The 23,791-nt window shown below is 71.0% G+C and carries 23 protein-coding genes and 1 riboswitch; of the genes, 16 read left to right on the top strand and 7 right to left on the bottom strand.

Annotated elements, in window-relative coordinates; all coding sequences use genetic code 11:
• Positions 1–1,539, top strand: a 1,539-nt coding sequence (locus IG54_RS0118740) for an alpha/beta hydrolase (protein WP_030785135.1), incomplete at its 5' end; no start/stop codon positions are given.
• Between the two features lie 31 nt (positions 1,540–1,570).
• Here the strand turns inward: IG54_RS0118740 and IG54_RS0118745 are convergent.
• The 4 genes from IG54_RS0118745 to gcvT all read right to left on the bottom strand — a co-directional run bounded on the left by IG54_RS0118745 (position 1,571) and on the right by gcvT (position 5,977).
• Entirely contained in the window at positions 1,571–2,956 is a 1,386-nt protein-coding gene (locus IG54_RS0118745; protein ID WP_030785138.1) for an L-serine ammonia-lyase, read from the bottom strand.
• Positions 2,957–3,136: 180 nt separating this feature from the next.
• Positions 3,137–4,396, bottom strand: coding sequence for a serine hydroxymethyltransferase (glyA, locus tag IG54_RS0118750; protein ID WP_030785141.1), 1,260 nt, complete (start codon positions 4,394–4,396; stop codon positions 3,137–3,139).
• An 11-nt stretch (positions 4,397–4,407) separates the two neighbouring features.
• The gene (gene gcvH, locus IG54_RS0118755) at positions 4,408–4,785 is read right to left on the bottom strand and encodes a glycine cleavage system protein GcvH (protein WP_030785144.1); all 378 of its coding nucleotides are present in this window, start codon (positions 4,783–4,785) and stop codon (positions 4,408–4,410) included.
• 58 nt (positions 4,786–4,843) lie between these two features.
• Positions 4,844–5,977, bottom strand: coding sequence for a glycine cleavage system aminomethyltransferase GcvT (gcvT, locus tag IG54_RS0118760; RefSeq protein ID WP_030785147.1), 1,134 nt, complete (start codon positions 5,975–5,977; stop codon positions 4,844–4,846).
• Positions 5,978–6,127: 150 nt separating this feature from the next.
• Positions 6,128–6,233: riboswitch (glycine riboswitch) on the bottom strand.
• A 131-nt stretch (positions 6,234–6,364) separates the two neighbouring features.
• Here gcvT and IG54_RS0118765 point away from each other — a divergent pair.
• The 11 genes from IG54_RS0118765 (at position 6,365) to IG54_RS0118815 (ending at position 18,341) form a co-directional block, all read left to right on the top strand.
• A complete protein-coding gene (locus tag IG54_RS0118765; protein ID WP_199809560.1) occupies positions 6,365–7,054 on the top strand; it encodes an AAA family ATPase in 690 nt (229 codons plus the stop codon).
• A 95-nt stretch (positions 7,055–7,149) separates the two neighbouring features.
• Positions 7,150–7,932, top strand: coding sequence for an enhanced serine sensitivity protein SseB (locus IG54_RS0118770; RefSeq protein WP_030785152.1), 783 nt, complete (start codon positions 7,150–7,152; stop codon positions 7,930–7,932).
• A gap of 104 nt (positions 7,933–8,036) precedes the next feature.
• The gene (locus IG54_RS0118775) at positions 8,037–8,810 is read left to right on the top strand and encodes an enhanced serine sensitivity protein SseB C-terminal domain-containing protein (RefSeq protein ID WP_030785155.1); all 774 of its coding nucleotides are present in this window, start codon (positions 8,037–8,039) and stop codon (positions 8,808–8,810) included.
• A gap of 298 nt (positions 8,811–9,108) precedes the next feature.
• Positions 9,109–10,113: an ABC transporter permease gene (locus tag IG54_RS0118780; protein ID WP_030785157.1), complete on the top strand. Its 1,005-nt coding sequence runs from the start codon at positions 9,109–9,111 to the stop codon at positions 10,111–10,113.
• Positions 10,114–10,216: 103 nt separating this feature from the next.
• Entirely contained in the window at positions 10,217–11,968 is a 1,752-nt protein-coding gene (locus tag IG54_RS0118785) for an ABC transporter substrate-binding protein (RefSeq protein ID WP_030785158.1), read from the top strand.
• Between the two features lie 132 nt (positions 11,969–12,100).
• Entirely contained in the window at positions 12,101–13,102 is a 1,002-nt protein-coding gene (locus tag IG54_RS0118790; RefSeq protein ID WP_030785160.1) for an ABC transporter permease, read from the top strand.
• Positions 13,099–14,196 carry an ABC transporter ATP-binding protein gene (locus IG54_RS0118795; RefSeq protein ID WP_030785162.1) on the top strand — a complete coding sequence of 366 codons (1,098 nt, stop codon included), beginning with the start codon at positions 13,099–13,101 and terminating at the stop codon, positions 14,194–14,196. The genes IG54_RS0118790 and IG54_RS0118795 overlap by 4 nt, the downstream gene beginning before the upstream one ends.
• A gap of 44 nt (positions 14,197–14,240) precedes the next feature.
• Positions 14,241–15,494: an ABC transporter ATP-binding protein gene (locus IG54_RS0118800; RefSeq protein WP_030785165.1), complete on the top strand. Its 1,254-nt coding sequence runs from the start codon at positions 14,241–14,243 to the stop codon at positions 15,492–15,494.
• Positions 15,495–15,658: 164 nt separating this feature from the next.
• Complete coding sequence (locus IG54_RS0118805; RefSeq protein ID WP_030785168.1) at positions 15,659–16,333, top strand: trimeric intracellular cation channel family protein; 675 nt, start codon at positions 15,659–15,661, stop codon at positions 16,331–16,333.
• Positions 16,334–16,378: 45 nt separating this feature from the next.
• Complete coding sequence (locus tag IG54_RS0118810) at positions 16,379–17,248, top strand: thioesterase family protein (RefSeq protein ID WP_030785170.1); 870 nt, start codon at positions 16,379–16,381, stop codon at positions 17,246–17,248.
• An 88-nt stretch (positions 17,249–17,336) separates the two neighbouring features.
• Positions 17,337–18,341, top strand: a complete 1,005-nt coding sequence (locus tag IG54_RS0118815) for a helix-turn-helix transcriptional regulator (RefSeq protein ID WP_030785173.1) — start codon at positions 17,337–17,339, stop codon at positions 18,339–18,341.
• Here IG54_RS0118815 and IG54_RS0118820 read toward each other — a convergent pair.
• Both IG54_RS0118820 and IG54_RS39285 read right to left on the bottom strand, forming a co-directional pair.
• Positions 18,301–19,146: an alpha/beta fold hydrolase gene (locus IG54_RS0118820; RefSeq protein WP_030785175.1), complete on the bottom strand. Its 846-nt coding sequence runs from the start codon at positions 19,144–19,146 to the stop codon at positions 18,301–18,303. The two genes, IG54_RS0118815 and IG54_RS0118820, sit on opposite strands and share 41 nt — an antisense overlap.
• Positions 19,147–19,263: 117 nt before the next feature.
• Entirely contained in the window at positions 19,264–19,911 is a 648-nt protein-coding gene (locus IG54_RS39285; protein WP_051819656.1) for a TetR family transcriptional regulator, read from the bottom strand.
• Positions 19,912–20,020: 109 nt separating this feature from the next.
• Between IG54_RS39285 and IG54_RS42545 the strand changes: the two genes are divergently transcribed.
• From IG54_RS42545 to IG54_RS0118845, 3 genes are read left to right on the top strand one after another with little or no spacing between them, the layout of a single operon-like run.
• Complete coding sequence (locus IG54_RS42545) at positions 20,021–20,191, top strand: hypothetical protein (protein WP_199809561.1); 171 nt, start codon at positions 20,021–20,023, stop codon at positions 20,189–20,191.
• Between the two features lie 52 nt (positions 20,192–20,243).
• Positions 20,244–20,582, top strand: a complete 339-nt coding sequence (locus IG54_RS0118840; RefSeq protein WP_051819657.1) for a hypothetical protein — start codon at positions 20,244–20,246, stop codon at positions 20,580–20,582.
• 48 nt (positions 20,583–20,630) lie between these two features.
• Entirely contained in the window at positions 20,631–21,800 is a 1,170-nt protein-coding gene (locus IG54_RS0118845) for a cysteine desulfurase family protein (RefSeq protein ID WP_030785182.1), read from the top strand.
• Positions 21,801–21,815: 15 nt separating this feature from the next.
• Here IG54_RS0118845 and IG54_RS0118850 read toward each other — a convergent pair whose 3' ends face one another.
• Positions 21,816–22,499 carry an N-acetylmuramoyl-L-alanine amidase gene (locus IG54_RS0118850; protein WP_037897424.1) on the bottom strand — a complete coding sequence of 228 codons (684 nt, stop codon included), beginning with the start codon at positions 22,497–22,499 and terminating at the stop codon, positions 21,816–21,818.
• Positions 22,500–22,566: 67 nt separating this feature from the next.
• Between IG54_RS0118850 and mnmA the strand changes: the two genes are divergently transcribed.
• Entirely contained in the window at positions 22,567–23,697 is a 1,131-nt protein-coding gene (gene mnmA, locus IG54_RS0118855) for a tRNA 2-thiouridine(34) synthase MnmA (protein WP_030785188.1), read from the top strand.
• Positions 23,698–23,791 lie beyond the last annotated feature (94 nt).

Below are 23,791 nucleotides of genomic sequence, written 5' to 3' on the forward strand. Positions count from 1 at the left end.
CTCACCGCCCTCGTCGCCCTCGCGCTCACCGCGTGCACCGCCGGGAGCGGGGAGGGCGGTCAGGCGGCCGGGGAGCGCGGTGAGACCTCGGGGCGGGCCGGGCTTCTGCGGTTTTATGGGCAGGAGCTGGCGTGGCGTCCGTGCGGGGACGGTCTGCGTTGTGCGCGGCTCACCGTTCCCCGGGACTACGCCCACCCACGGAACGGCAAGACCTTCGTCCTGCCGGTCGCGAAGGCGCCCACCGCGAAGGAGGGCGAGCGCATCGGCTCGCTCGTCTACAACCCGGGCGGCCCCGGAGCCTCCGGAGTGAGCGACCTCAAGTCGGACAGCGGCGAGGTCTTCAGCGAGGACGTGCGCGCCCGGTTCGACATCGTCTCCTTCGACCCGCGGGGCGTCGGCGGCAGCCGACCCGCCGTGACCTGCGCGGAGCCCGACGACGAGGGCATGGCGGACGATGCCCCGGCGCCCCTCATCCCCAGGACCCGTGCCGACCGCGCCCGCGCACTCGCCGCCGCCCGCGCCGACGCCGAGGCCTGCGCGAAGGGCAGCGGCGGCATCCTGCGCCAGGTCGGAACCGATGACGCGGCCCGCGACCTGGACATCCTGCGGGCGGCACTCGGCGACCGGAAGCTGACCTACCTCGGCTGGTCCTACGGCACGAGCCTCGGCACGTCGTACGCCGAACAGTTCCCGCACCGCGTCCGCGCCCTCGCCCTGGACGGCGCGTCCGACCCGTCCCTGAACTGGTCGCAGCGGGCCATCAGCCAAGGCGTCGGGTTCCGCAGGGCCGTCGAGGACTACGCCGAGTACTGCGCGGACATCGCGGGCGCCGCCTGCCCCGGCACGAGCCCGGCGGAGATATCCGGCGTGCTCGACGGGCTGTTCGAGGAGGCGGCGCGCGAGCCGCTGCCGGTCAGCGACGAAGAGGCGTACGAGGTCGACGCGCGGACCCTGCTCGATGTCGTCACGGACGCGATGTACAGCCCCGAGGACGACTGGGAGCCCCTCTCCGACGCGCTGGCCGAGGCCGCCGACGGCGACGCCACCCTCCTCGCCGAGATGGCGGAGGGCGACGACGCCTCCGGAGACGATGCCTCCGCGAAAGCCCGTACCAAGAGGCGCGAGGCCGGTAATGAGGACGAGGCCCTCCTCGCCGTCAGCTGCCTGGACACGCCCCACCCGCGTACGGCGGAGCCCTACTGGAAAGCCCTCGCACCCGCCGAGAAGGCCGCGGGCGTCTACGGCACATCGAGCGTCGTCGACGAACTGACCTGCAAGGACTGGCCCGCGGGCACGCAGCGCCCGCACCGCGTCCGCGCCGCGGGCGTCCCCCCGGTCCTGGTCGTGGGCACCACCGGCGACCCCGCGACGCCGTACGACGAGGCCCGCGGCCTCGCCGAGCAGTTCCCCGGCGGGATGCTCCTGACGTACGAGGGCGTGGGCCACACCGCGTACGGCCGCGGCAACGCCTGCGTCACGGACGCCGTGGACGACTACCTCATCGACCTGAAGCGGATCGGGGCCCGCACCACCTGCTGACCCGCGCGCGGCGCCCCGAACCGAGGACGCCTCAGCACTCGATGATGTTCACCGCGAGGCCGCCCCGCGCCGTCTCCTTGTACTTGACGCTCATGTCGGCGCCCGTGTCCTTCATGGTCTTGATGACCTTGTCGAGGGACACCTTGTGGGAGCCGTCGCCCCGCATCGCCATCTTCGCGGCGGTCACGGCCTTCACGGCCGCCATGCCGTTGCGCTCGATGCACGGGATCTGGACGAGGCCGCCGACCGGGTCGCAGGTCAGGCCGAGGTTGTGCTCCATGCCGATCTCGGCGGCGTTCTCGACCTTCTCCGGGGAGCCGCCGAGGACCTCGGCGAGCGCGCCCGCCGCCATCGAGCAGGCGGAACCGACCTCGCCCTGGCAGCCGACCTCGGCACCGGAGATCGAGGCGTTCTCCTTGAAGAGCATGCCGATCGCGCCCGCGGCCAGCAGGAAGCGGACCACGCCGTCCTCGTCGGCCCCGGGGATGAAGTTCATGTAGTAGTGCAGGACGGCGGGGATGATGCCCGCGGCGCCGTTCGTCGGGGCGGTCACCACGCGTCCGCCCGCGGCGTTCTCCTCGTTGACGGCCATGGCGTAGAGGGTGATCCACTCCATCGCGCGGGCCTGCGGGTCGCCCTCGGCGCGCAGCTGCCTGGCCGAGTTGGCGGCACGGCGGCGCACCTTGAGACCGCCCGGCAGGATGCCCTCGCGGGACATGCCGCGGGAGACGCACGCCTGCATGACCCGCCAGATGTCGAGGAGGCCCTCGCGGATCTCCTCCTCCGTGCGCCAGGCCTTCTCGTTCTCCAGCATCAGCGCGGAGATGGACAGGCCGGTCTCCTTGGCGAGCCGCAGCAGCTCGTCACCGGTGCGGAAGGGGTACTTCAACACCGTGTCGTCCGGCACGATCGGGTTCTCGCCCTCCGCGCCCTCTTGATTAAGCACGGTCTCGTCGACGACGAAGCCGCCGCCCACGGAGTAGTACGTCTTCTCCAGGACGAGGGCGCCCTCACGGTCGTACGCGAAGATCGTCATGCCGTTGGCGTGGTACGGCAGGGCCTTGCGGCGGTGCAGGACCAGGTCCTCGTCGAAGTCGAAGGCGATCTCGTGCGCGCCGAGGAGGTTGAGGCGTCCGCTGCTCCTGATCTCCTCGACACGGCCGTCGGCGCTCTCCACGTCCACCGTGCGGGGCGACTCGCCCTCCAGGCCGAGCAGGACGGCCTTCGGGGTGCCGTGGCCGTGGCCGGTCGCGCCGAGCGAGCCGTACAGCTCGGCCCGTATCGCGGTGGTGTGGGCCAGGAGGCCCTCGTTCTTGAGGCGGCTCGCGAACATGCGGGCGGCCCGCATCGGGCCGACCGTGTGGGAGCTGGACGGGCCGATGCCGATCGAGAACAGGTCGAAGACCGAGATGGCCACGGAAGACTCCAATGGTGGTTGGTAGACGCCGTCGTCTGCCGGGATGGTGCAGAAAGCAGCGGGGTGGTGCGGAAAGCAGGGCGTGAGCCGGGGCATGAGCCGGGGCACCGCACTCACTGTGTTCACTTCCAGTGTGCGCGGTGCCCCGAAGTTTCGTACGAGGAAAAGCGTACGAAAATGCTACAGGTTGGGGTACAGGGGGTGCTTGGCCGCCAGGGCCGAGACCCGCGCCTTGAGGGCGTCGGCGTCGAAGTCGGGCTTGAGGGCCTCGGCGATGACGTCGGCGACCTCCCGGAAGTCCTCCGCCTGGAAGCCGCGCGTGGCGAGCGCCGGGGTGCCGATCCGCAGGCCCGAGGTGACCATCGGGGGACGCGGGTCGTTCGGGATGGCGTTGCGGTTGACCGTGATGCCGACCTCGTGGAGGCGGTCCTCGGCCTGCTGCCCGTCCAGCTCGCTGTTGCGCAGGTCCACCAGGACCAGGTGCACGTCCGTGCCGCCGGACAGGACGTCGACGCCGACGGCCTTGGCGTCCTCCTGTACCAGGCGCTCGGCCAGGATGCGGGCGCCGTCCAGGGTGCGCTGCTGGCGCTCCTTGAACTCCTCGCTCGCGGCGACCTTGAACGAGACGGCCTTGGCGGCGATCACGTGTTCGAGCGGGCCGCCCTGGAAGCCGGGGAAGACCGCGGAGTTCAGCTTCTTCGCGAAGTCCTTGTTGCGGGCCAGGATGATGCCGCCGCGCGGACCGCCCAGCGTCTTGTGCGTGGTGGAGGTCACCACGTCCGCGAACGGCACCGGGTTGGGGTGCAGCCCGGCGGCGACCAGACCGGCGAAGTGCGCCATGTCGACCCACAGGTAGGCGCCGACCTCGTCGGCGATCCGGCGGAACTCCGCGAAGTCCAGCCGGCGCGGGTAGGCGGACCAGCCCGCGATGATCACCTTCGGGCTGTTCTCCTTGGCGAGGCGCTCGACCTCGGCCATGTCGACCAGACCGGCCTCGTCCACGTGGTACGGAACCACGTTGAACTGCTTGCCGGAGAAGTTCAGGCGCATGCCGTGGGTGAGGTGGCCGCCGTGCGCCAGGTCCAGGCCGAGGATCGTGTCGCCGGGCTGGGCGATCGCGAAGAGGGCCGCCTGGTTGGCGGAGGCGCCGGAGTGCGGCTGGACGTTGGCGTACTCGGCGCCGAACAGCTCCTTGACGCGGTCGATCGCGATCTGCTCGGCGACGTCGACGTGCTCGCAGCCGCCGTAGTAGCGGCGGCCGGGGTAGCCCTCGGCGTACTTGTTGGTGAGGACGGTGCCCTGGGCCTCCATGACGGCCACCGGAGCGAAGTTCTCCGAGGCGATCATTTCCAGGGTCGACTGCTGGCGGTGCAGCTCGGCGTCGACGGCGGCGGCGACGTCCGGGTCCAGCTCGTGGAGAGGGGTGTTCAGAAGCGACATCGGGGAGATCCTTAGCTGCCGGAGAACTCGGTGTACTCGTCCGCGGAGAGCAGGTCCTTCGGCTCCTCCGTGGTCCGGACCTTGAAGAGCCAACCGCCCTCGAACGGCGCGGAGTTCACCAGCGAGGGGTCTTCCACGACGTCCTGGTTGGCCTCGACGACCTCGCCGGTCACCGGGGAGTAGAGGTCGCTGACCGACTTGGTCGACTCCAGCTCACCGCAGGTCTCGCCCGCGGTCACGGTGTCACCGACCTCCGGAAGCTGCACGAAGACGACGTCGCCGAGCGCGTTGGCCGCGTGCTCGGTGATGCCGATCGTCGACACGCCCTCCTCGGCGGCCGACAGCCACTCGTGCTCCTTGCTGTAACGCAGCTGCTGGGGGTTGCTCATGACCTGAATTCTCCTGTACGCGGGTGGGTGCTGCGGAACGGGGAAGATGTGCGGGCAGTCACTTCTGGCGCTTGTAGAACGGCAGCGCCACGACCTCGTAGGGCTCGTGGGTACCGCGGATGTCCACGCCGACGCCGGGCGTGCCCGGGGCCGAGTGCTCCGCGTCGACGTACGCCATCGCGATCGGCTTGCCCAGCGTCGGGGACGGGGCACCCGAGGTGACCTCGCCGATGACCTTGCCGTCCGCGACCACCGAGAAGCCCGCGCGCGGGACGCGGCGGCCCGCGGCGATCAGGCCGACGAGCTTGCGCGGCGGGGCGGACTCGGCGCGCTCGGCGGCGGCCGCGAGCGCCGCGCGCCCCACGAACGTCTCGGAGCGCGACGTCTTCTCGAACTTCACGACCCGCCCGAGCCCCGCGTCGAACGGCGTCAGGTCGGCGGTCAGCTCGTGCCCGTACAGCGGCATGCCCGCCTCCAAACGCAGCGTGTCGCGGCAGGAGAGGCCCGCGGGGACCAGGCCGACCGGCGTGCCCGCCTCCATCAGCGCGCCCCACAGCTTCTCCGCGTCACCGGGGGCGACGAACAGTTCGAAGCCGTCCTCGCCGGTGTAGCCCGTGCGGGCGATCAGCGCGGGGACGCCCGCGACGGTGCCGGGCAGGCCCGCGTAGTACTTCAGGTTGTCCAGGTCGGCGTCCGTGAGGGACTTCAGGATGCCGGGGGACTCGGGGCCCTGGACGGCGAGCAGCGCGTAGGCGTCGCGGTCGTCGCGGACCGCCACGTCGAAGCTCTCGGCGCGGGCGGTGAGCGCGTCGAGCACGACCTGGGCGTTGGAGGCGTTGGCGACGACCATGTACTCGGGGGCCTCGGGCTCGCCGAGCCGGTAGACGATCAGGTCGTCCAGGATGCCGCCGTCCTCGGCGACGATCATCGTGTAGCGGGCGCGGCCGACGCCGATGGAGCCGATGTTGCCGACCAGCGCGAAGTTCAGGAAGTCCGCGGCCGCCGGGCCGGTGACGGTGATCTCGCCCATGTGGGAGAGGTCGAAGAGACCGGCCTTGGTGCGCACGGCGTTGTGCTCGTCGCGCTCGCTGCCGTACCGCAGCGGCATGTCCCAGCCCGCGAAGTCGGTCATGGTCGCGCCTAGCGACCGATGGACGGCGTCGAGGGCGGTCAGACGGGGGGCAGTGCTCATGAAGGGAACTCCCAGGGCATGACGGGCGAGGTCGATCCTCCCCATCTGTCATCGGAACCTGAGAGGTTCGCCGCGACCACTCGGCCTGCGAGGGTCATGGCTTGCACCTTGGGTGGAGCCGACGGCTGCCGGCCCGCTTTTCAGATGTGCCTCGCCCGCGCGGTACGGGGCCTGAGAGATTCAAGGGAGGGACTTGCTCCTTCGGCGCCCCGGAGCGTCGTACGACGCCTGCCGGGAACTCTCCCGCGCGGATTCAAACGGCCGGTATGGAGTTGGCGCGCACATCATTGCACGCGAGGTGGACGAGGGGGACTCATGGTCGAGTAATCCCCTTGTGCCGCATTACCTTCTCTTTACACTTGCCGGGGAAAGCAGTACGTGACCGCTATGGGGAGGCAGATCACGGTGCGCAGCAGGACGAGTGTGTACGCCACGACCACGGGGGTGGCGCTGCCCAAGCAGGCCGCCGCCCCGCTCGGGGAGGACTGCGGCCGGCTCCCCGTGGCCGTCGTCCGGGATCTGCGCCACCGGGCCGGGCACAGCCCCCACCGGCTCTCCTTCGACGAGGGCGACCTGGTCGTCGTCTCCGGGCTGCCCGGCGGCGGAAAGTCCACGCTGATGCGGCAGGCCGTCACAGGCCCCCGCATCGACTCCCAGGACACCCGCGACCGCTGGGCCCGCCGCATGCCGCGCCTGCTGCCGTACGCGCTCTACCGCCCCCTGGTCCGCCTCGCGCACTACGCGGCGCTGCGCCGCGTCCTGCGGTCCGGCGCCGGCGCCGTCGTGCACGACTGCGGCACCCAGCCCTGGGTGCGCCGCTGGCTCGCCCGCGAGGCCGCGCGGCGCGGCAGGACCCTGCACCTGCTCCTGCTCGACGTCCCCGCGGACACCGCCCTCGCCGGCCAGCGCGAGCGCGGCCGCGGCGTCTCCCGGTACGCCTTCGCGCGCCACCGCAGAACCGTCGGGCGGCTGGTCGGCGCCGCCGAGCGCGGCCGTCTGCCGCGCGGCTGCGGCTCGGCGGTGCTCCTCGACCGCGCGGCGGCGCAGGTCCTGCGGGGGATCGCCTTCGACCGCTGAGGACGCCCGACGCTAGGGTTTCGGCCGCAGGCAGCCGCGAACCGCGGGCAGCGGTCGTGAGCAGGGGTTGGACAGCGCGAGCAGGGGTTGGACAGATGGACTTTCCGGCGCAGGCACACGCCCATCCGTACGACGGATGGCCGGGCAATGAACTCGAAGAGGTCCTCGCGGCCTCCCTCGGTGCCCCCGCGTCGGCGGGCGCACGGATCGTGGAGGTCCTCGGCCGCAGCCGGATATGGATCCCGCTGCCGAACGGCGGTGGCCCCGACAGCGGCACCCTCGACCTGCCCACCCTGGAGATCGACGGCCAGGCGTACGTCCCCGTCTTCACCTCCGAACAGCAGTTCCGCCAGGCGCTCGGCGATGCGGCCGACCGCATGGGACACACGGTCGCGCCCGCCGTCGAGTTCGCCCGCGGCCTGCCCCCGCAGCTGGGCCTGGCCCTGAACCCCGACGGCACGGTCGGCGCCCCGCTGCCGCCCCCCGCGGTCGCCGAGCTGTGCCGGGCCGGGCGCACCCCGCTGGACGGGCCCACCACCGGCGGTCGCGTACGCCTCTTCGAGCCGGACTGGCAGGAGGACCCCGTGGACTTCCTCGCCGCGGCCGGCCGGGAGTTCGAGGCGGCCGGCGTCGTGCTCACGGCGCGCCGCTGCCTGGCCGCCATCGAGACGGACGACCCGACCCTCTTCGTCGGTGTCGAACTGTCCTCCTGGGAGGGCACCGCCCGCGACCTGCCGATGGAGGCCCTGGGCCGCGCCCTCGGCCAGGTCCCCGTGCCGTGGCCGGTGAACCTCGTCCTGCTCGACGTGGCGCAGGACCCGGTGGCCGACTGGCTGCGCGCGACGGTGCGGCCGTTCTACCACCGGATCGCCGCTTAAGCTGGTTCCATTCCTTGGGCCCAGTCGCTGGGCCCGTTCGCTGGGCCCGGTCCCCGGGCCCATTCCTCGGGTCCGTTGAGTTCGTCACGAAGGGGCGGTTACGGGTGAGTGCGTCGGGCACGGCCGCGGCCGGACAGGTGGAGCAGGTGCTGCGCCAGGTGACGCCGGGGCGTTACGACGCGTACGAGGCGCTCCTGCGCGCGCTCGCCGCCGACCAGGTGTGGATGCTGCTCTGGCACGGCCAGGCCGGCTCCCCCGACGCCCAGTACGGGAACATGGAGATCGAGGGCCTCGGCTACGCCCCCTGCGTGACCTCCGCCCAGGAACTGTCCGCGAGCGGCTGGAACCGCAGCTACGAAGTGGTGCGCGGCGTCGACGTCGCCCGCACCCTCTACCCCGACCACTACGGCCTGTGGCTGAATCCGCACGCCCCCGGCGGCGGCGTCGGCATCCCCTGGCTCGATCTGCGCCGCATCTCCACCGGCCTCGACCTGCTGCCCGCCGGGCCCCTCAGGCTCACCGAGCCGAGCATCGAGATCCCCCAGTTCTACGCCCTGTTGACGCAGAACGCGCACCGCACCCCCGCGGTCCGCTCGCTGCGCCGCGCCTGGGTGCAGCCCGCCCTCGGCGCGCCCTATCTGGCCATCGGCCTCGATGTGTACGACACGTCGCCGCCGTCGGTCGACGCGGTGCGGGCGATGATGCAGCAATCCATCGCGGCCGTCCCGGAGGGGCTGCCCGTCTCGACCGTCGCGATGTCCGACGACTACGACCCGGTCGCCATGTGGCTGCGGGCCAACGCCCGGCCGTTCTACGACCGCGACGCCCAGGCGGCCCCCGCCCCGGCGGGCGGGTACGGCTACCCCGCGCAGTACTGATCAGCGCGAACGGACGCGATGTCCGTTCTGATGCCGGTGGGGCCCTATGGGCTCCCGTGAAGCCTTGCACCCCAACTGCCCCGTGTTCGACCATCGTTCACCCGCGTCCGCATAACGGAACACCTCGATCAGCATCACGTTTGCGCATCCATTCCCCGTCAAGTCTGGTAACAGATCGCGACGTGGATGAAGACTCCCGCTCCAGGGGCCTTCGCCCCCTGCGTACGACGGACTGATCACGTCGCTACAGCGGCAAGTGCGGGCCGGTCACCACCGGTTGAGAGGGGTCCCTGCCACGATGACGGCACCATTGCATGACACACCTGCGGACGCGGACCCGACCGAGGACGTCGCCCCCGCAGCTGGTGCAGGGGTGAAGAAGGTCGAGGGCCGGTCCCTCAAGCAGATCGCCTGGAACCGGCTGAAGCAGGACAAGGTCGCCCTCGCCGGCGCCTTCGTCGTGCTGTTCCTCGTCCTGGTCGCCGTCTTCGCGCCCTTGATCGTGAGCCTGCTCGGCCACCCGCCCAACGACTTCCACCAGGAAGAGCTGGACGAGCTGACCAACCTCCCCAAGGGCGCGCTCGGCGGTATCAGCAGCGACTTCCTCCTCGGCGTGGAGCCCAACAAGGGCCGCGACATCTTCAGCCGGATCGTCTACGGGGCGCGCATCTCGCTGCTCGTGGCGTTCCTCGCGGCCGTGGTCGCCGTCGCGCTCGGCACGCTCTTCGGCATCATGGCGGGCTACTTCGGCGGCTGGGTCGACGCGCTGATCAGCCGTGTGATGGACGTGCTGCTGTCGTTCCCGCAGCTGCTCTTCATCATCTCCCTGGTCTCGGTCCTGCCGGACGATCTGCTCGGCCTCACCGGCAGCGGCGTCCGCGTCGGCATCCTCGTCCTGGTCATCGGCTTCTTCGGCTGGCCCTACGTCGGCCGGATCGTCCGCGGCCAGACGCTCTCGCTGCGGGAACGCGAGTACGTGGAAGCGGCCCGCAGCCTCGGCGGCGGAAAGCGCCACATCCTCTTCCGGGAACTGCTGCCCAACCTGGTCGCCCCGATCACCGTCTACGCGACGCTGATGATCCCGACCAACATCCTCACGGAGGCGGCCCTGAGCTTCCTCGGCGCCGGTGTGAAGCCGCCGACGGCCTCCTGGGGAGGCATGCTGCGCGACGCGCTCGAAACCTACGAGCACGACCCGATGTTCATGGTCGTCCCGGGTGTGACGATCTTCATCACCGTTCTGGCCTTCAACCTCTTCGGCGACGGGCTGCGTGACGCGCTCGACCCGAAGGGGACGCGCTAGAAACCCCCAACCGGCTCGCCCCTGCCGCATGTCAGGTGGCTCCACCCCATGGTTCTCCGGCAGCTCAAGGCCAGGGACCGCGAATCTCGGAGGTTACGAGAAAATGCCCACAGTTTCCTCGAAACGACGGCTCACCAGCGGTGCGGCCCTCGTCGTCGCGGCACTGGTGACCACCACGGCGTGCGGCGGCGGTGACGGTGACGGTGACTCGGAGGGTGCCGGCTACAACGCGGCGCTGAACAAGGTCGCCAACCCCTCGAAGAAGAAGGGGGGCACGCTGAAGATGGTCGGCAAGCAGGACCTCGACTCGGCCGACCCCCAGCGCGCCTACTACGGCATGTCCTGGGACTTCATGCGCTTCTACACCCGGCAGCTGGTGTCCTACGACACCAAGCCGGGCAAGGCGGGCACGAAGCTGGTCCCCGACCTCGCCACGTCCACCGCGAAGATCTCGGACGACGGCAAGACCTACACGTACAAGCTGCGGGATGGCCTGACCTGGGAGGACGGCTCCACGCTGACCTCCAAGGACATCAAGTACGGCATCGAGCGCGCGTGGGCGAAGGACACCATCACCGGTGGCCCGGGCTACATCAGGCAGGCGCTCGACCCGGACTCCAAGTACAAGGGTCCGTACAAGGACAAGGGCGGCCTGAAGGCGATCCAGACGCCCGACGACAAGACCATCATCTTCAAACTGCCCAAGCGCAACGGTGACTTCGAGCAGTTCCTCGCCATGCCGACCGGTTCGCCGGTGAAGCAGGCCAAGGACACCAAGGCGAAGTACACCGCGCGGCCGTTCTCCGCGGGCCCGTACAAGTTCCAGACGTACAAGTCCGGCAAGAAGATCGTGCTCGTCCGCAACGACAAGTGGAAGAAGTCCTCGGACCCGATCCGCGCGGCGCTGCCCGACAAGATCGACGTCACGATCTCCGCCAACCTGGAGGAGAACGACAAGAGGCTGATGGCGGGCGACTACGACGTCGACCTCAACGGCACGGGCATGACCCAGTCCGGTCGCGTCACCGCGTTCTCGAAGCACAAGGGCAACGTCGACAACATGCACACGTCCTTCGTGCGCTACGTCGCCCTGATCCACACCGCGAAGCCCTTCGACAACGTGCACTGCCGCAAGGCGGTCTTCTACGGCACGGACTTCGTGGGCCTCCAGCGGACCCGCGGCGGCAAGCTCGCGGCCGGTGACATCGCCAACAGCACCTTCCCCGTGGCGATCCCCGGTCACAGCGACTACGACCCGTACGGGGTGCTGGCGCGCAAGGGCAAGCCGGACGCCGCCAAGGCCAAGGAAGAGCTGAAGAAGTGCGGCAAGCCGAACGGCTTCAAGGCCAAGCTCACCGCCCGCAACAACAACCCGGGTGAGGTCGACGCCGCCGAGGCGCTCCAGGAGCAGCTGTTGAAGGTGGGCATCGACGTCAGCGTCGAGTCCCTGGACGGCGCCGACTCCGCCAGCATCACCGGCTCGCCCTCCGTCGTGAGGAAGCGCGGCTACAGCATGCAGATGAGCGGCTGGGGCCCGGACTTCCCCTCCGGCCAGGGATACGCGCAGCCGCTGTTCGACAGCCGTTACCTGATCGACAACGGCAACTACAACGAGTCGCAGATCAAGGACAAGAAGGTCGACGCGCTCTTCGACAAGGCGATCGCCGAGACCGACCCGGCCAAGGCCGGCGAGATCTACAAGCAGCTCGACAAGCGGATCCTCGACAACGCCGACTGGATGCCCTTCCTCTACGAGAAGAACATCACCTGGCGCGGGTCGCGGCTGACCAACGCCTACATGAACGACGCCTACAACGGCCGGTACGACTACGTCTCGCTCGGTGTCGTCAAGTAACCGACCCCGCATGACCCGTAGTTGACCGCCCCACCGCCGCCGAATCCCGCCAGTCCGAAGGGCAGGTGATGGCCCCGGGCGGTGGCCGGGACCCCTCACGAGGGGGTGCCGGCCACCGCCGGGCCGCGCACAGTGCTTGCTTATCTCATCCGGCGCCTGATCGCCGTCATCATCATGGTGCTGGTCGTACTGCTCGCGACCTTCACCATCTTCTTCATGCTGCCCAAGTGGGCGGGACAGGACATCGCCGTCCTCTTCGCCGGCAAGGCATCGGGTGCCGAGCAGCTCGAGGGCATCCGCGTCAAACTCGGTCTGGACGACCCGCTGCTCGTCCAGTTCTGGGACTTCATCAAGGGCATCCCGATGGGCCGTGACTACGTCAACGGAAGTGACGTCACGCACTGCCCCGCCCCCTGCTTCGGCTACTCGTTCCGTACCGAGGCGCCGGTCTGGGACACCCTCAAGGACGCCCTGCCCGTCACCGGCGCGCTCGCCGCCGGAGCCTGCGTGCTGTGGCTGGCCGGCGGTGTCATCACCGGTGTGATCTCCGCCCTGCGCCGCGGCACCATCTGGGACCGGGCCGCGATGACCACCGCGCTCGCCGGTGTCTCGCTGCCCGTCTTCTTCACCGGCATGATCGCGATGGGCGTCTTCGTCCACGAGCTGGGCTGGGTGAACATCGCCGACAGCCTCAGCACCGACGACTCGATCGACGTCTGGTTCCAGACGCTGATCCTGCCGTGGATCGTGCTCGCGTTCCTCAACGCCGCCATGTACGCCCGCCTCACGCGCGCCACGATGCTGGAGGTCCTCGGCGAGGACTACATCCGCACCGCGCGCGCCAAGGGCCTCGGCGAGGGCGTCGTCATCCGCAAGCACGCGCTGCGCTCCGCGATGACGCCGATCCTCACCGTCTTCGGCCTCGACCTCGGCGTCCTGATGGGCGGCGCGGTGCTCACCGAGTCCACCTTCAACCTGCCGGGTCTTGGCCTGGAGGCGGTCAAGGCCATCAGCACCAAGGACTTGCCCGTCATCCTCGGCGTCACCCTGTGTGCGGCGCTCGCGATCGCCGTGGCCAACCTCGTCGTCGACCTCCTGTACGCCGTCATCGACCCGCGAGTGAGGCTGGGATGACCGAACTGTCCAAGAGCGGAGCCGCGGTGGGCGAGCCCGTCACCGACTCGCCCGCTCCCTCCGCCTTCCTCGAGGTGCGCGACCTCAAGGTGCACTTCCCGACCGACGACGGCCTGGTCAGGTCCGTCGACGGGCTCAGCTTCCAGTTGGAGAAGGGCAAGACCCTCGGCATCGTGGGCGAGTCGGGCTCCGGCAAGTCGGTCACCTCGCTCGGCATCCTCGGCCTGCACACCGCCGGGCAGTACGGCCGCCGCAGGCCGCGGATCTCCGGTGAGATCTGGCTCAACGGCCAGGAGCTGCTGAGCGCCGACCCCGACGTGGTGCGCAAGCTGCGCGGCCGCGAGATGGCGATGATCTTCCAGGATCCGCTCTCCGCGCTGCACCCGTACTACTCCATCGGCAAGCAGATCACCGAGGCGTACCGGGTCCACAACGACGTCGACAAGAAGACCGCCCGCAAGCGCGCGATCGAGATGCTCGACCGGGTGGGCATCCCCCAGCCGGACAAGCGTGTCGACGCCTACCCGCACGAGTTCTCCGGCGGCATGCGCCAGCGCGCGATGATCGCCATGGCGCTCGTCAACAACCCCGAGCTGCTCATCGCGGACGAGCCGACCACCGCCCTGGACGTCACCGTCCAGGCGCAGATCCTCGACCTGATCCGGGATCTACAGAAGGAGTTCGGCTCCGCGGTCATCATGATCACGCACGATCTGGGTGTGGTCGCCGAGATGGCGGACGAGCTGCTGGTCATGTACGGCGGCCGGTGCGTCGAGCGCGGCACGGCCGAGAAGGTCTTCTACGAGCCCCAGCACCCCTACACCTGGGGCCTGTTGGGCTCGATGCCGCGCATCGACCGCGAGGAGACCGAGCGGCTCATCCCGGTCAAGGGCTCCCCGCCCAGCCTGATCAACCTGCCGAGCGGCTGCGCCTTCAACCCGCGCTGCCCCTACGCGGACATCCCCAAGGATCAGATCACCCGCCGCGAGCGCCCCGATCTGCGCGAGGTGGCCGCCGGGCACTACTCCGCCTGCCACATGCCGCAGGAAGAGCGCACCCGGATCTGGACCGAAGAGATTGCGCCGAAGCTGTGAAAGACGATGCGAAAGACCCGAAGGACACGGCGGAGGGCCAGGAGATGACGATCCCGGCGCGGACCCCGGCGCAGACCAAGGGCGCGACCGAGCCGCTGCTCAAGGTCGACGGCCTGGTGAAGCACTTCCCCATCAAGAAGGGGCTGCTCCAGCGCCAGGTCGCGGCGGTGCAGGCGGTCGACGGCCTGACCTTCGACGTACGCCCCGGTGAGACGCTCGGCGTGGTCGGCGAGTCCGGCTGCGGCAAGTCGACGATGGGCCGGCTCATCACCCGGCTGCTCGAACCGTCCAGCGGTCGCGTCGAGTTCGAGGGTACGGACATCACGCATCTGAACACCGCCAAGATGCGCCCGCTCCGCCGCGACGTGCAGATGATCTTCCAGGATCCGTACTCGTCGCTGAACCCCCGGCACACCATCGGCACGATCGTGGGCGCGCCCTTCAAGCTCCAGGGCGTCAAGCCCGAGGGCGGCGTGAAGAAGACCGTGCAGGAGATGCTGGAGCGCGTCGGCCTCAACCCCGAGCACTACAACCGCTATCCGCACGAATTCTCCGGCGGTCAGCGCCAGCGCATCGGCATCGCGCGTGCGCTGGCCCTGCGGCCCAAGCTCGTGGTGGCGGACGAGCCGGTCTCGGCCCTGGACGTCTCCATCCAGGCCCAGGTGGTCAACCTCCTGGACGACCTCCAGGACGAGCTGGGTCTCACGTACGTGATCATCGCGCACGACCTGTCGGTCATCCGGCACGTCTCGGACCGCATCGCGGTGATGTACCTCGGCAAGATCGTGGAACTGGCGGACCGCAAGGACCTCTACTCCACGCCGATGCACCCGTACACCAAGGCGCTGCTCTCCGCCGTGCCGGTGCCCGACCCCAGGCGGCGCGGCGCCAAGAGCGAGCGGATCCTGCTCCGCGGCGACGTCCCCTCGCCGATCGATCCGCCGAGCGGCTGCCGCTTCCACACGCGGTGCTGGAAGGCGACGGCGGTCTGCACGACGAAGGAGCCGCCGCTGATCCCGCTCGCCTCGGGCCACCAGGTGGCGTGCCACCACCCCGAGAGCGCGGAGGACCAGGCGCCCGAGGACACCGAGCTGCTGTCGGCCGCCAGGGACGCGATCGAGGTGGTGACGGTGGTCGCCAAGGCGGAGGAGACGGCGGCGGCGGAATCGGCCGCGCCGGCGAAATCGGCCGCGCCGGCGAAATCGGCCGAGGCAGCGGAATCGGCCGAGGCGGCCGCGCCGGCCGAGGCGGCCCCGGAGAAGCAGTCCTCCGACAAGCCCGCTTCTCCAGAGAAGTAGCGAGCCCGCCAATGGGAGGACGCGAGCACACCGCGTCCTCCCATTGCCGTGTCCCCGGCGGCCCTACGGGACAGAAGCACACAGAAACCCCAGCTCGGCGCCGCCGACGCGCACCGGAGGCGAGGGCGGCCAAGAGCCCGTCCCGCCGCGGGTAAGAATGGCGCGTGCTCCAGGACCTGTTCACACCCTCCGTCCAGCACGCGCTGGACATCGTGGGGATCTTCGTCTTCGCGATCTCCGGCGCGCTGCTCGCCGTGCGCAAGAACTTCGACGTCTTCGGCATCGCCGTCCTCGCCGAGGTCACGGCGCTGGGCGGAGGGCTCTTCCGCGACCTGGTCATCGGAGCGGTGCCCCCGGCCGCCTTCACCGACCTCGGCTACTTCATCACCCCGCTCGTCGCGGCCGCGCTGGTCTTCTTCCTCCACCCCGAGGTCGAGCGCACCCAGCTCGCGGTGAACGTGTTCGACGCGGCGGGTCTCGGCCTCTTCTGCGTCGCGGGCACGACCAAGGCGTACGACTACGGTCTCGGCCTCACCGCGTCGGCCGCCCTCGGCCTGATGACCGCGGTGGGCGGCGGTGTGCTGCGCGACATCGTCGCCAACGAAGTGCCCTCCCTGGTCCGCTGGGACCGCGACCTGTACGCCGTGCCCGCCATCGTGGGCGCCGCCATGGTCGCGCTGTGCATCCGGTACGACCAGCTGACGGCGTTCACCAGCGGCCTCGCCGCCGTGACGACGTTCGTCCTGCGTCTCCTGGCGCTGCACTACCACTGGCGGGCGCCGCGCGCCTGGAACCGCCGGTCGACGGCGACGGAGGCGGAGGTGCGGGAGACGCCGTAGAGCGGAAAGCTACCGCTCAGTAATTACATGTTGTACGTTGCTGCCATGGCAACGGCAGCATCCCTCCCGGCAGCGGTGCCCGCGAGCATCGGCGACAGCGAGTTCGACCGCGACACCGCGGTCACCCGGCGCGAGCCCGGCGTCTACGACACCCAACTCTCCGCGGGCTGGACGATCATCAGCGCCGTGAACGGCGGCTACCTCCTGGCCGTCATCGGCCGCGCCCTCGCCGACGCCCTGCCGCACGCCGACCCGTTCACCATCTCCGCGCACTACCTCACCGCGTCCAGCCCCGGACCCGCCGTGATCCGCACGGACGTGGTGCGCGCCGGCCGCTCCCTCTCCACCGGGCAGGCCTCCCTCTTCCAGTACGACGAGGAGGGCCGCGAGATCGAACGGATCCGTGTGCTCGCCTCGTACGGAGATCTCGACGCGCTCCCGGACGACGTCCGTACGACCGCGAAGCCGCCCGCGATCCCGCCCCTCGACCAGTGCTTCGGCGCCCAGGACGCCCCGGACCACCGCCCGGTGCCCGGCAGCTCCGCCATCGCCGACCGCCTCTTCCTCAAGCTCGACCCCGCCACCCTCGGCTGGGCGCTCGGACAGCCCTCGGGCAAGGGCGAGATGCGCGCCTGGTTCGGCCTCGTGGACGGCCGCGACGCCGACCCGCTGTCGCTGCTGCTCGCGGTGGACGCGCTGCCGCCGACCGCCTTCGAGATGGGCCTGAGCGGCTGGGTGCCCACGGTGGAACTCACGGTGCACGTCCGCCACCGCCCCGCCCCGGGCCCACTGCGGGTCGCCATCACCACGCGGAACCTCGCGGGCGGCTTCCTGGAGGAGGACGCCGAGGTCTGGGACAGCGAGGACCGCCTGGTCGCGCAGTCCCGCCAGCTGGCCAGGGCGCGGCTCTCCTAGGGGCAGAGGGGCAGAGGGGTAGCGGGGCAAAGGGCTGCCGGGGTGACAGGGGCATGCGGGGCGGCCGGCGTGGGAGATCCTGGACGGCGTGAAAGCTGACCGGCTGCTCTCGATCCTGCTGCTGCTCCAGACCCGTGGCCGGGTGCCCGCGCATGAACTCGCCGAGCGCCTGGAGGTCTCGGTCCGCACGATCTACCGTGACGTCGAGGCCCTGTCCGCCTCCGGAGTCCCGGTCTACGCCGAGCGCGGGCGGCACGGCGGCATCGAGCTGCTGGCCGGGTTCCGCACCGACGTGACGGGGCTGACCGCCGACGAGTCGCGGGCCCTGTTCGTCCTCGCCGCCCAGGGCGCGCACGCCGCGCTCGGCCTGGACGACGCGCTCGGCTCCGCGCTGCGCAAGGTCATGGCCGCACTGCCCGCCCCGCACCGGCCGGGCGCCGAGCTGGCGAGCCGCCGCATCCTCGTCGACGCCTCGCGCTGGATGGCGGGGCCGGGGCCGGGCGCCGATCTGGAGGTGCTCCAGGACGCCGTCTTCGCCGACCGCCGTCTGCGGCTGCGCTATCGGCACAGCGGCACCGCGGAGCCGAGGACGTACACCGTCGACCCGTACGGCCTGGTCTCCAAGGCGGGCGTCTGGTACCTCGTCGCCGACCTGCGCGGCGCCCCGCGCCTCTTCCGTGCCGACCGGGTCTGCTCGGCGGCCCTCACCGACGCCCCGGTCCAGCGCCGCGCCGGGGTCGAACTGGCTGACGTATGGGCGGTGTTGAAGCGGCAGGTGGAGCAGCGTCCGGGCGGCATCGAGGTGACGGCCCGGGTGCGCCGCTCCCGCTTCGAGCTGTTCCTGCGCCTCAACGGCACGGCGATCACCCACCTGCCCGAGGGTGAGGGCGAGGCTGTGGGTGACGGCGAGGCGGGCGCCGGTGAGTGGGTCACGGTCCGGCTGGCCTATCAATTCGTGGGCGAGGCCAAGACGTTGCTGCCCTTCGCCGATCACGTCGAGGTGCTCTCGCCGCCCGAGGTGCGTAACGAACTCGCGGCCGCCGCGGCGGCCGTCACCGCGATGTACGCAGGAAACGGTCCAGTTCACCGGTGAGTTCGGCGGGCGCGTCCTCCTGTACGAGGTGGCCCGCGCCCTCGATCAGGCGCAGCTCGGCGCCGGGGATCGCCCGGGCCAGCTCATGGCCGCGCTCCACCGGGATCCAGGTGTCCTCGACGCCCCAGCAGATGAGCACGGGAAGGTTCAACTCCCCGTACCTGCTTTGGATCTCGTCGGTGTAGCGCTGGTCGTTCTGCTCGATCTGCCGGTAGAAGGCGGGCCTGCCCTCGTCCGTGCACCAGGCGGCGACCAGCCGGTCGAGGACGGCGGGGTGCAGGCCGCGGTGGCTGGCGGAGCCGACGTACTCGCGGACGAGCGCTTCGTGCAGGTGGGGCGGCAGCTGCCCGAAGATCTCGGCGTGCGCGCCCAGCAGCCGGTAGGTGGGGGAGCCCCACGGGGCGAGGGCCACCGGGTCGACGAGGGCGAGGCGGTCGTAGCGGGCGCCGTGCAGCAGGTGTGCGCGCAGGGCGACACAGCCGCCGAAGTCGTGGGCGAGCACGGCGGGACGCTCAAGGCCCCAGTGGTCGAGCAGTTCGGCGAGGACGCGCCCCTGCGCGGCGAGCGACACGTCCTGCCCGTCCCGCATCTCGGATGCGCCATAACCGGCCAAGTCCCACACGTACACGCGGTGGTCGCGCGCGAGGGCACGGGCGACGCCCCGCCAGACGTACGACGAGAAGGGCGTGCCGTGGACCAGTACGACGGGCGGGGCGTCGGCGGGGCCGAGCGCGGCCCAGCGGATCGTGCCCGACGAGCTGGGGAAGGCGTGGTCGAGCGGCCAGGTGTCACGCGCGTTCGTCATGACCGTAAAGGGTAGTTGCCCCTTACGTGAGAGTCGAGGACCCGATGGCAGGCGAGGTCCCGTCGGCAGTCGAGGACGCGCCGACAGGGGACTTGGCGGGGGCCGCGACCCCGGTGTTCAGCGCTCGTCCAGCCAGTGGCGGCGGCCGAGGCCGACGAGCCGCAGCCGGCGGCGCGCGGTGGCCGCCACCCGCTCCGCGGCTTCCGGGTCGCCCTCCGCCTCCATGAGCGCCGACGCGGTCATCACCATGTGGTCGACGTACATCCCGGCGAGCATCAGGAGATCGTCCTCGGCCCAGCCCGCCGCCTCCGGCTCCCGGGCGAACTGGTCCTTCACCTCCTGGGCGAACAGAGCGAGCTGACCGCCTATCGCGGCGCGCACCGCCTGCACGCCGCCGTGCTTCTCGCGCGCGATGAAGCGGATGTGGGCGGGGTGGGTGCGGACGTAGGCGGCGATCAGTTCGACGGTGGCGGCGATGCGCTCCTCCCCGTCGTCCTCGCCCGCGCTGTCGCCGGTCGCGGAGAGCAGGGCGGTCAGTGCCGTGTGCAAGCTGCCGAGCGCCTCCTCGACGAGGGCGACGCCGAGGTCGGCGGTGTCGCGGAAGTGCCGGTAGAAGGCGGTCGGGGCGACCCCCACGGCACGGGTGACCTCGCGCAGGCCCAGGCTGCTGAGGCTCTGCTCCTCCAGCAGCTGGAGCGCCGCGTCGAGGAGCGCCTGCCGGGTCTTCTGCTTCTGGGCCTGCCGGATGCCGAGAGTGTGACTCATGCCATGCAGTTAACAACTGTTCTCCGAGTTTTGAAAGCGCGGAGCGGAGTACTCTCTAAGTGAGTGAACAGTTGTTACCACAAGCGTTCACCGATTGGAGAGGGATCTCATGCTTTTCCTTGTCGCCGCCCTGCTCCTGCTGGGTGTCGCCATGGGTTCCGTGGCCCACCTCCCGCTGCCGGTCACCCTGGTCGCCGCCGTGGTCATCGGCGCGTGGCTCGCAGTCTTCGCGATCCGCGAGCGCCACACGCGCTCCATGCGCCACACGCGCCACCACTGAGCGGCCGTAACCCCCGGCCCGCACGGCACCTCCATCCGCAAGGAGTCGGACCATGGCACTCACCACCGAACGCACCGCTGACCGCATCGCCGAACGCACCGCTGACCGCACCGCCGAGCCCGTGACCGGCCGCGCCCCCGAGCGCCCCACCGGACGCCGCGACACCGACGGCATGGCCGTCGCCTCCTTCGTCTGCGGCCTCCTCGGACTGCTCGTCCTGAACATCTTTCTCGGCCCCGTCGCGATCGTCCTCGCGGGCCTCGCCCTGCGCCGCGGCACCGCCCGGAGGGGCCGCGCGCTGCTCGGACTCGGGCTCGGCGTGGCCGACCTCGTCGTCCTCGCCTCGCTCGTCGCGATGGACAACACCGTGTCCTGGGGTGTCGCAGGCTGATACCGCCGGGTCGTCCGGCGCCGCACGGCTCGTAGAATCGTGCGCACCATGGCCTACCTCGACCACGCAGCGACCACCCCGATGCTCCCGGAGGCGATCGCGGCGATGACCGCGCAGATCGCCGCCACCGGCAACGCCTCCTCGCTGCACGCGGCGGGCCGCCGGGCGCGCCGAACCGTCGAGGAGGCCCGCGAGACGCTCGCCGAGTCGCTCGGCGCCCGGCCCAGCGAGGTGGTCTTCACCTCCGGCGGCACCGAGGCCGACAACCTCGCCGTGAAGGGCCTGTACTGGGCCCGCCGCGACGCGCGACCGGCCCGCACCCGCGTCCTCGCCAGCCCCGTCGAACACCACGCGGTCCTCGACGCCGTCCACTGGCTCGGCGAGCACGAGGGCGCCACCGTCGAGTACCTGCCCGTCGACGCCCACGGCCGCGTCCACCCCGACGCGCTGCGCGAGGCGATCGAGCGCGGCCCCGACGAGGTCGCCCTGGCCACCGTCATGTGGGCCAACAACGAAATCGGCACGATCCAGCCGATCCGTGAACTGGCCGACGTCGCCGCCGAGTTCGGCATCCCGCTGCACGCCGACGCCGTGCAGGCCTACGGACAGGTCCCCGTCGACTTCGACGCCTCCGGGCTCGCCGCGATGACCGTCTCCGGACACAAGATCGGCGGCCCGTACGGCATCGGGGCGCTGCTGCTCGGCCGGGAGTACAGCCCCGTGCCGGTGCTGCACGGCGGCGGCCAGGAGCGGCACGTGCGCTCCGGGACGCTGGACGTGCCCGCCATCGCCGCCTTCGCCGTCGCGGGGGAGTACGCGGCCGGGCACCGGGAGCGGTTCGCCGCGGAGATCGGCGCCCTGCGCGACGACCTGGTGGCCGCGGTCCGCTCGGCCGTCCCCGAGGCGATCCTCGGCGGCGACCCCTCCCCGGCGGGACGACTGCCCGCCAACGCCCACTTCACCTTCCCCGGCTGCGAGGGCGACTCCCTGCTGCTCCTCCTCGACGCGCAGGGGATCGAGTGCTCCACCGGGTCGGCGTGCACGGCGGGCATCGCCCAGCCCAGCCACGTCCTGCTCGCCACCGGCACCGACCCCGACCTCGCGCGCGGCACCCTGCGCTTCTCCTTCGGCCACACGTCGACCCAGGCGGACGTCGAGGCGGTCGCGGCGGCGATCGGCCCGGCGGTGGAGCGGGCACGCACAGCGGGCCTGAGCTGATCCGCCGGACAGGCCCTAGGCCTTCTTCCCGGCCCCTTCGAGCCGCTCGCGCGCGGCGCGGACCAGGCGCATGTACCGGTCCCAGTCCCAGTGCGGGCCGGGGTCCGTGTGGTCCGTGCCCGGCACCTCGACGTGCCCGATGACGTGCTCGCGGTCCACCGGGATGTCGTACCGCTCACATATTCCGGCCGTGAGCCGCGCCGACGAGGCGTACATCGCGGCGGTGAAGGACGACTTGTCGTCGACGAAGCCCTCGTGCTCGATGCCCACGCTGCGTTCGTTGTAGCCCCTGTCGCCCGCGTGGAACGCCACGTCCAGCTCGCGGATCATCTGCGCCACATGCCCGTCCTTGCGCACCACGTAGTGCGTGGCGGCGCGGTGGGCGGGGTCCTTGAAGACGCGCAGCGCCGTCGCGTACCCGCCTTGGACCACGTGGATGATGACGCGGTCGATGGTGTAGTCGTCGGGGCGGTCCGCGCGGCGCCAGTTGTAGGCCGAGGCGGCGGTCCACTGCGCGCCCCTGGCGTCGACCTCGCCCTCCTTGCGCTTCTTGACCACACCGGGCATGCGCCACCACAGCCGCCCCAGGTCGTCCCTGGCGAACACGGCCGTGCCGAAGGCGGCCGCGCCGCCCCCGATCAGCAGGGCGCGCCGGCTGACTCCCCGACCTCCTGGCTTCTGCCCCTCTGGTTCCCCCATACGATCGTCAACGCTTACTCACGGGCGTCCGGTTCCCGAGGGCCCGTACTCTGTTAGAGCTATGAATCTGACCGAGACCCCGCAGCCTCCCCAGCGCCCCCTCCGTGTCCTGGCCGCCATGTCCGGCGGCGTGGACTCCGCCGTCGCCGCCGCCCGGGCCGCCGAGGCCGGCCACGACGTGACGGGAGTGCACCTCGCGCTCTCGGCGAACCCCCAGTCGTTCCGCACGGGCGCCCGCGGCTGCTGCACCATCGAGGACTCGCGCGACGCCCGCCGCGCCGCGGACGTGATCGGCATCCCGTTCTACGTGTGGGACCTCGCCGAGCGCTTCCGCGAGGACGTGGTCGAGGACTTCGTCGCCGAGTACGAGGCGGGGCGCACCCCCAATCCGTGCCTGCGCTGCAACGAGAAGATCAAGTTCGCCGCGCTGCTCGACAAGGCCCTCGCCCTCGGTTTCGACGCGGTCGTCACCGGCCACTACGCCAAGGTGATCGTCCGGGAGGACGGCACCCGGGAGCTGCACCGCGCCTCCGACATGGCCAAGGACCAGAGCTACGTCCTCGGGGTCCTTGACGACAAGCAGCTCGCCCACGCGATGTTCCCCCTGGGGGACACGGTCACCACGAAGGAGGAGATCCGCGCGGAGGCCGAGCGCCGGGGGCTCGCGGTGGCCAAGAAGCCCGACAGCCACGACATCTGCTTCATCGCCGACGGCGACACCCAGGGCTTCCTCGCCGCCCGCCTCGGCAAGGCGGAGGGCGACATCGTCGACGAGTCCGGGACGGTCCTCGGCACGCACGAAGGGGCGTACGGCTACACCATCGGCCAGCGCAAGGGCCTGCGGATCGGCACCCCGGCCCCCGACGGCAAGCCGCGCTACGTCCTGGACATCTCCCCGGTGAACAACACGGTGACGGTCGGCCCGGCCGCCGCCCTGGACGTGACCGGCCTGGCCGCCGTCAAGCCCCGCTGGTGCGGGGCCGCGCCCGCCGGACCCGGCACGTACACGGCGCAGCTGCGGGCCCACGGCGGCGAGACCGAGGTCCGCGCCGAGCTGGTCGACGGCGAGCTGCGGGTCTCCTTCACCGAGCCCGTCCGGGGCGTGGCCCCCGGCCAGGCGATCGTGCTCTACGACGGCACGCGCGTGGTGGGCTCGGCGACGATCGCGACGACGGAGCGGGTGACGGCGGGCGTCTAGGACCTGCCCTAGGGCCTGTCCTAGGACCTGTCCGGCGGATCGCACCGCGGGCCGCGGGGCCCGCCGGACGGGCCCGAGGGCGTGTCCGCGAAGT

The sequence above is a fragment of the Streptomyces sp. NRRL S-920 genome (genome assembly GCF_000717945.1).
Taxonomy (GTDB): Bacteria; Actinomycetota; Actinomycetes; order Streptomycetales; family Streptomycetaceae; genus Streptomyces; species Streptomyces alboniger.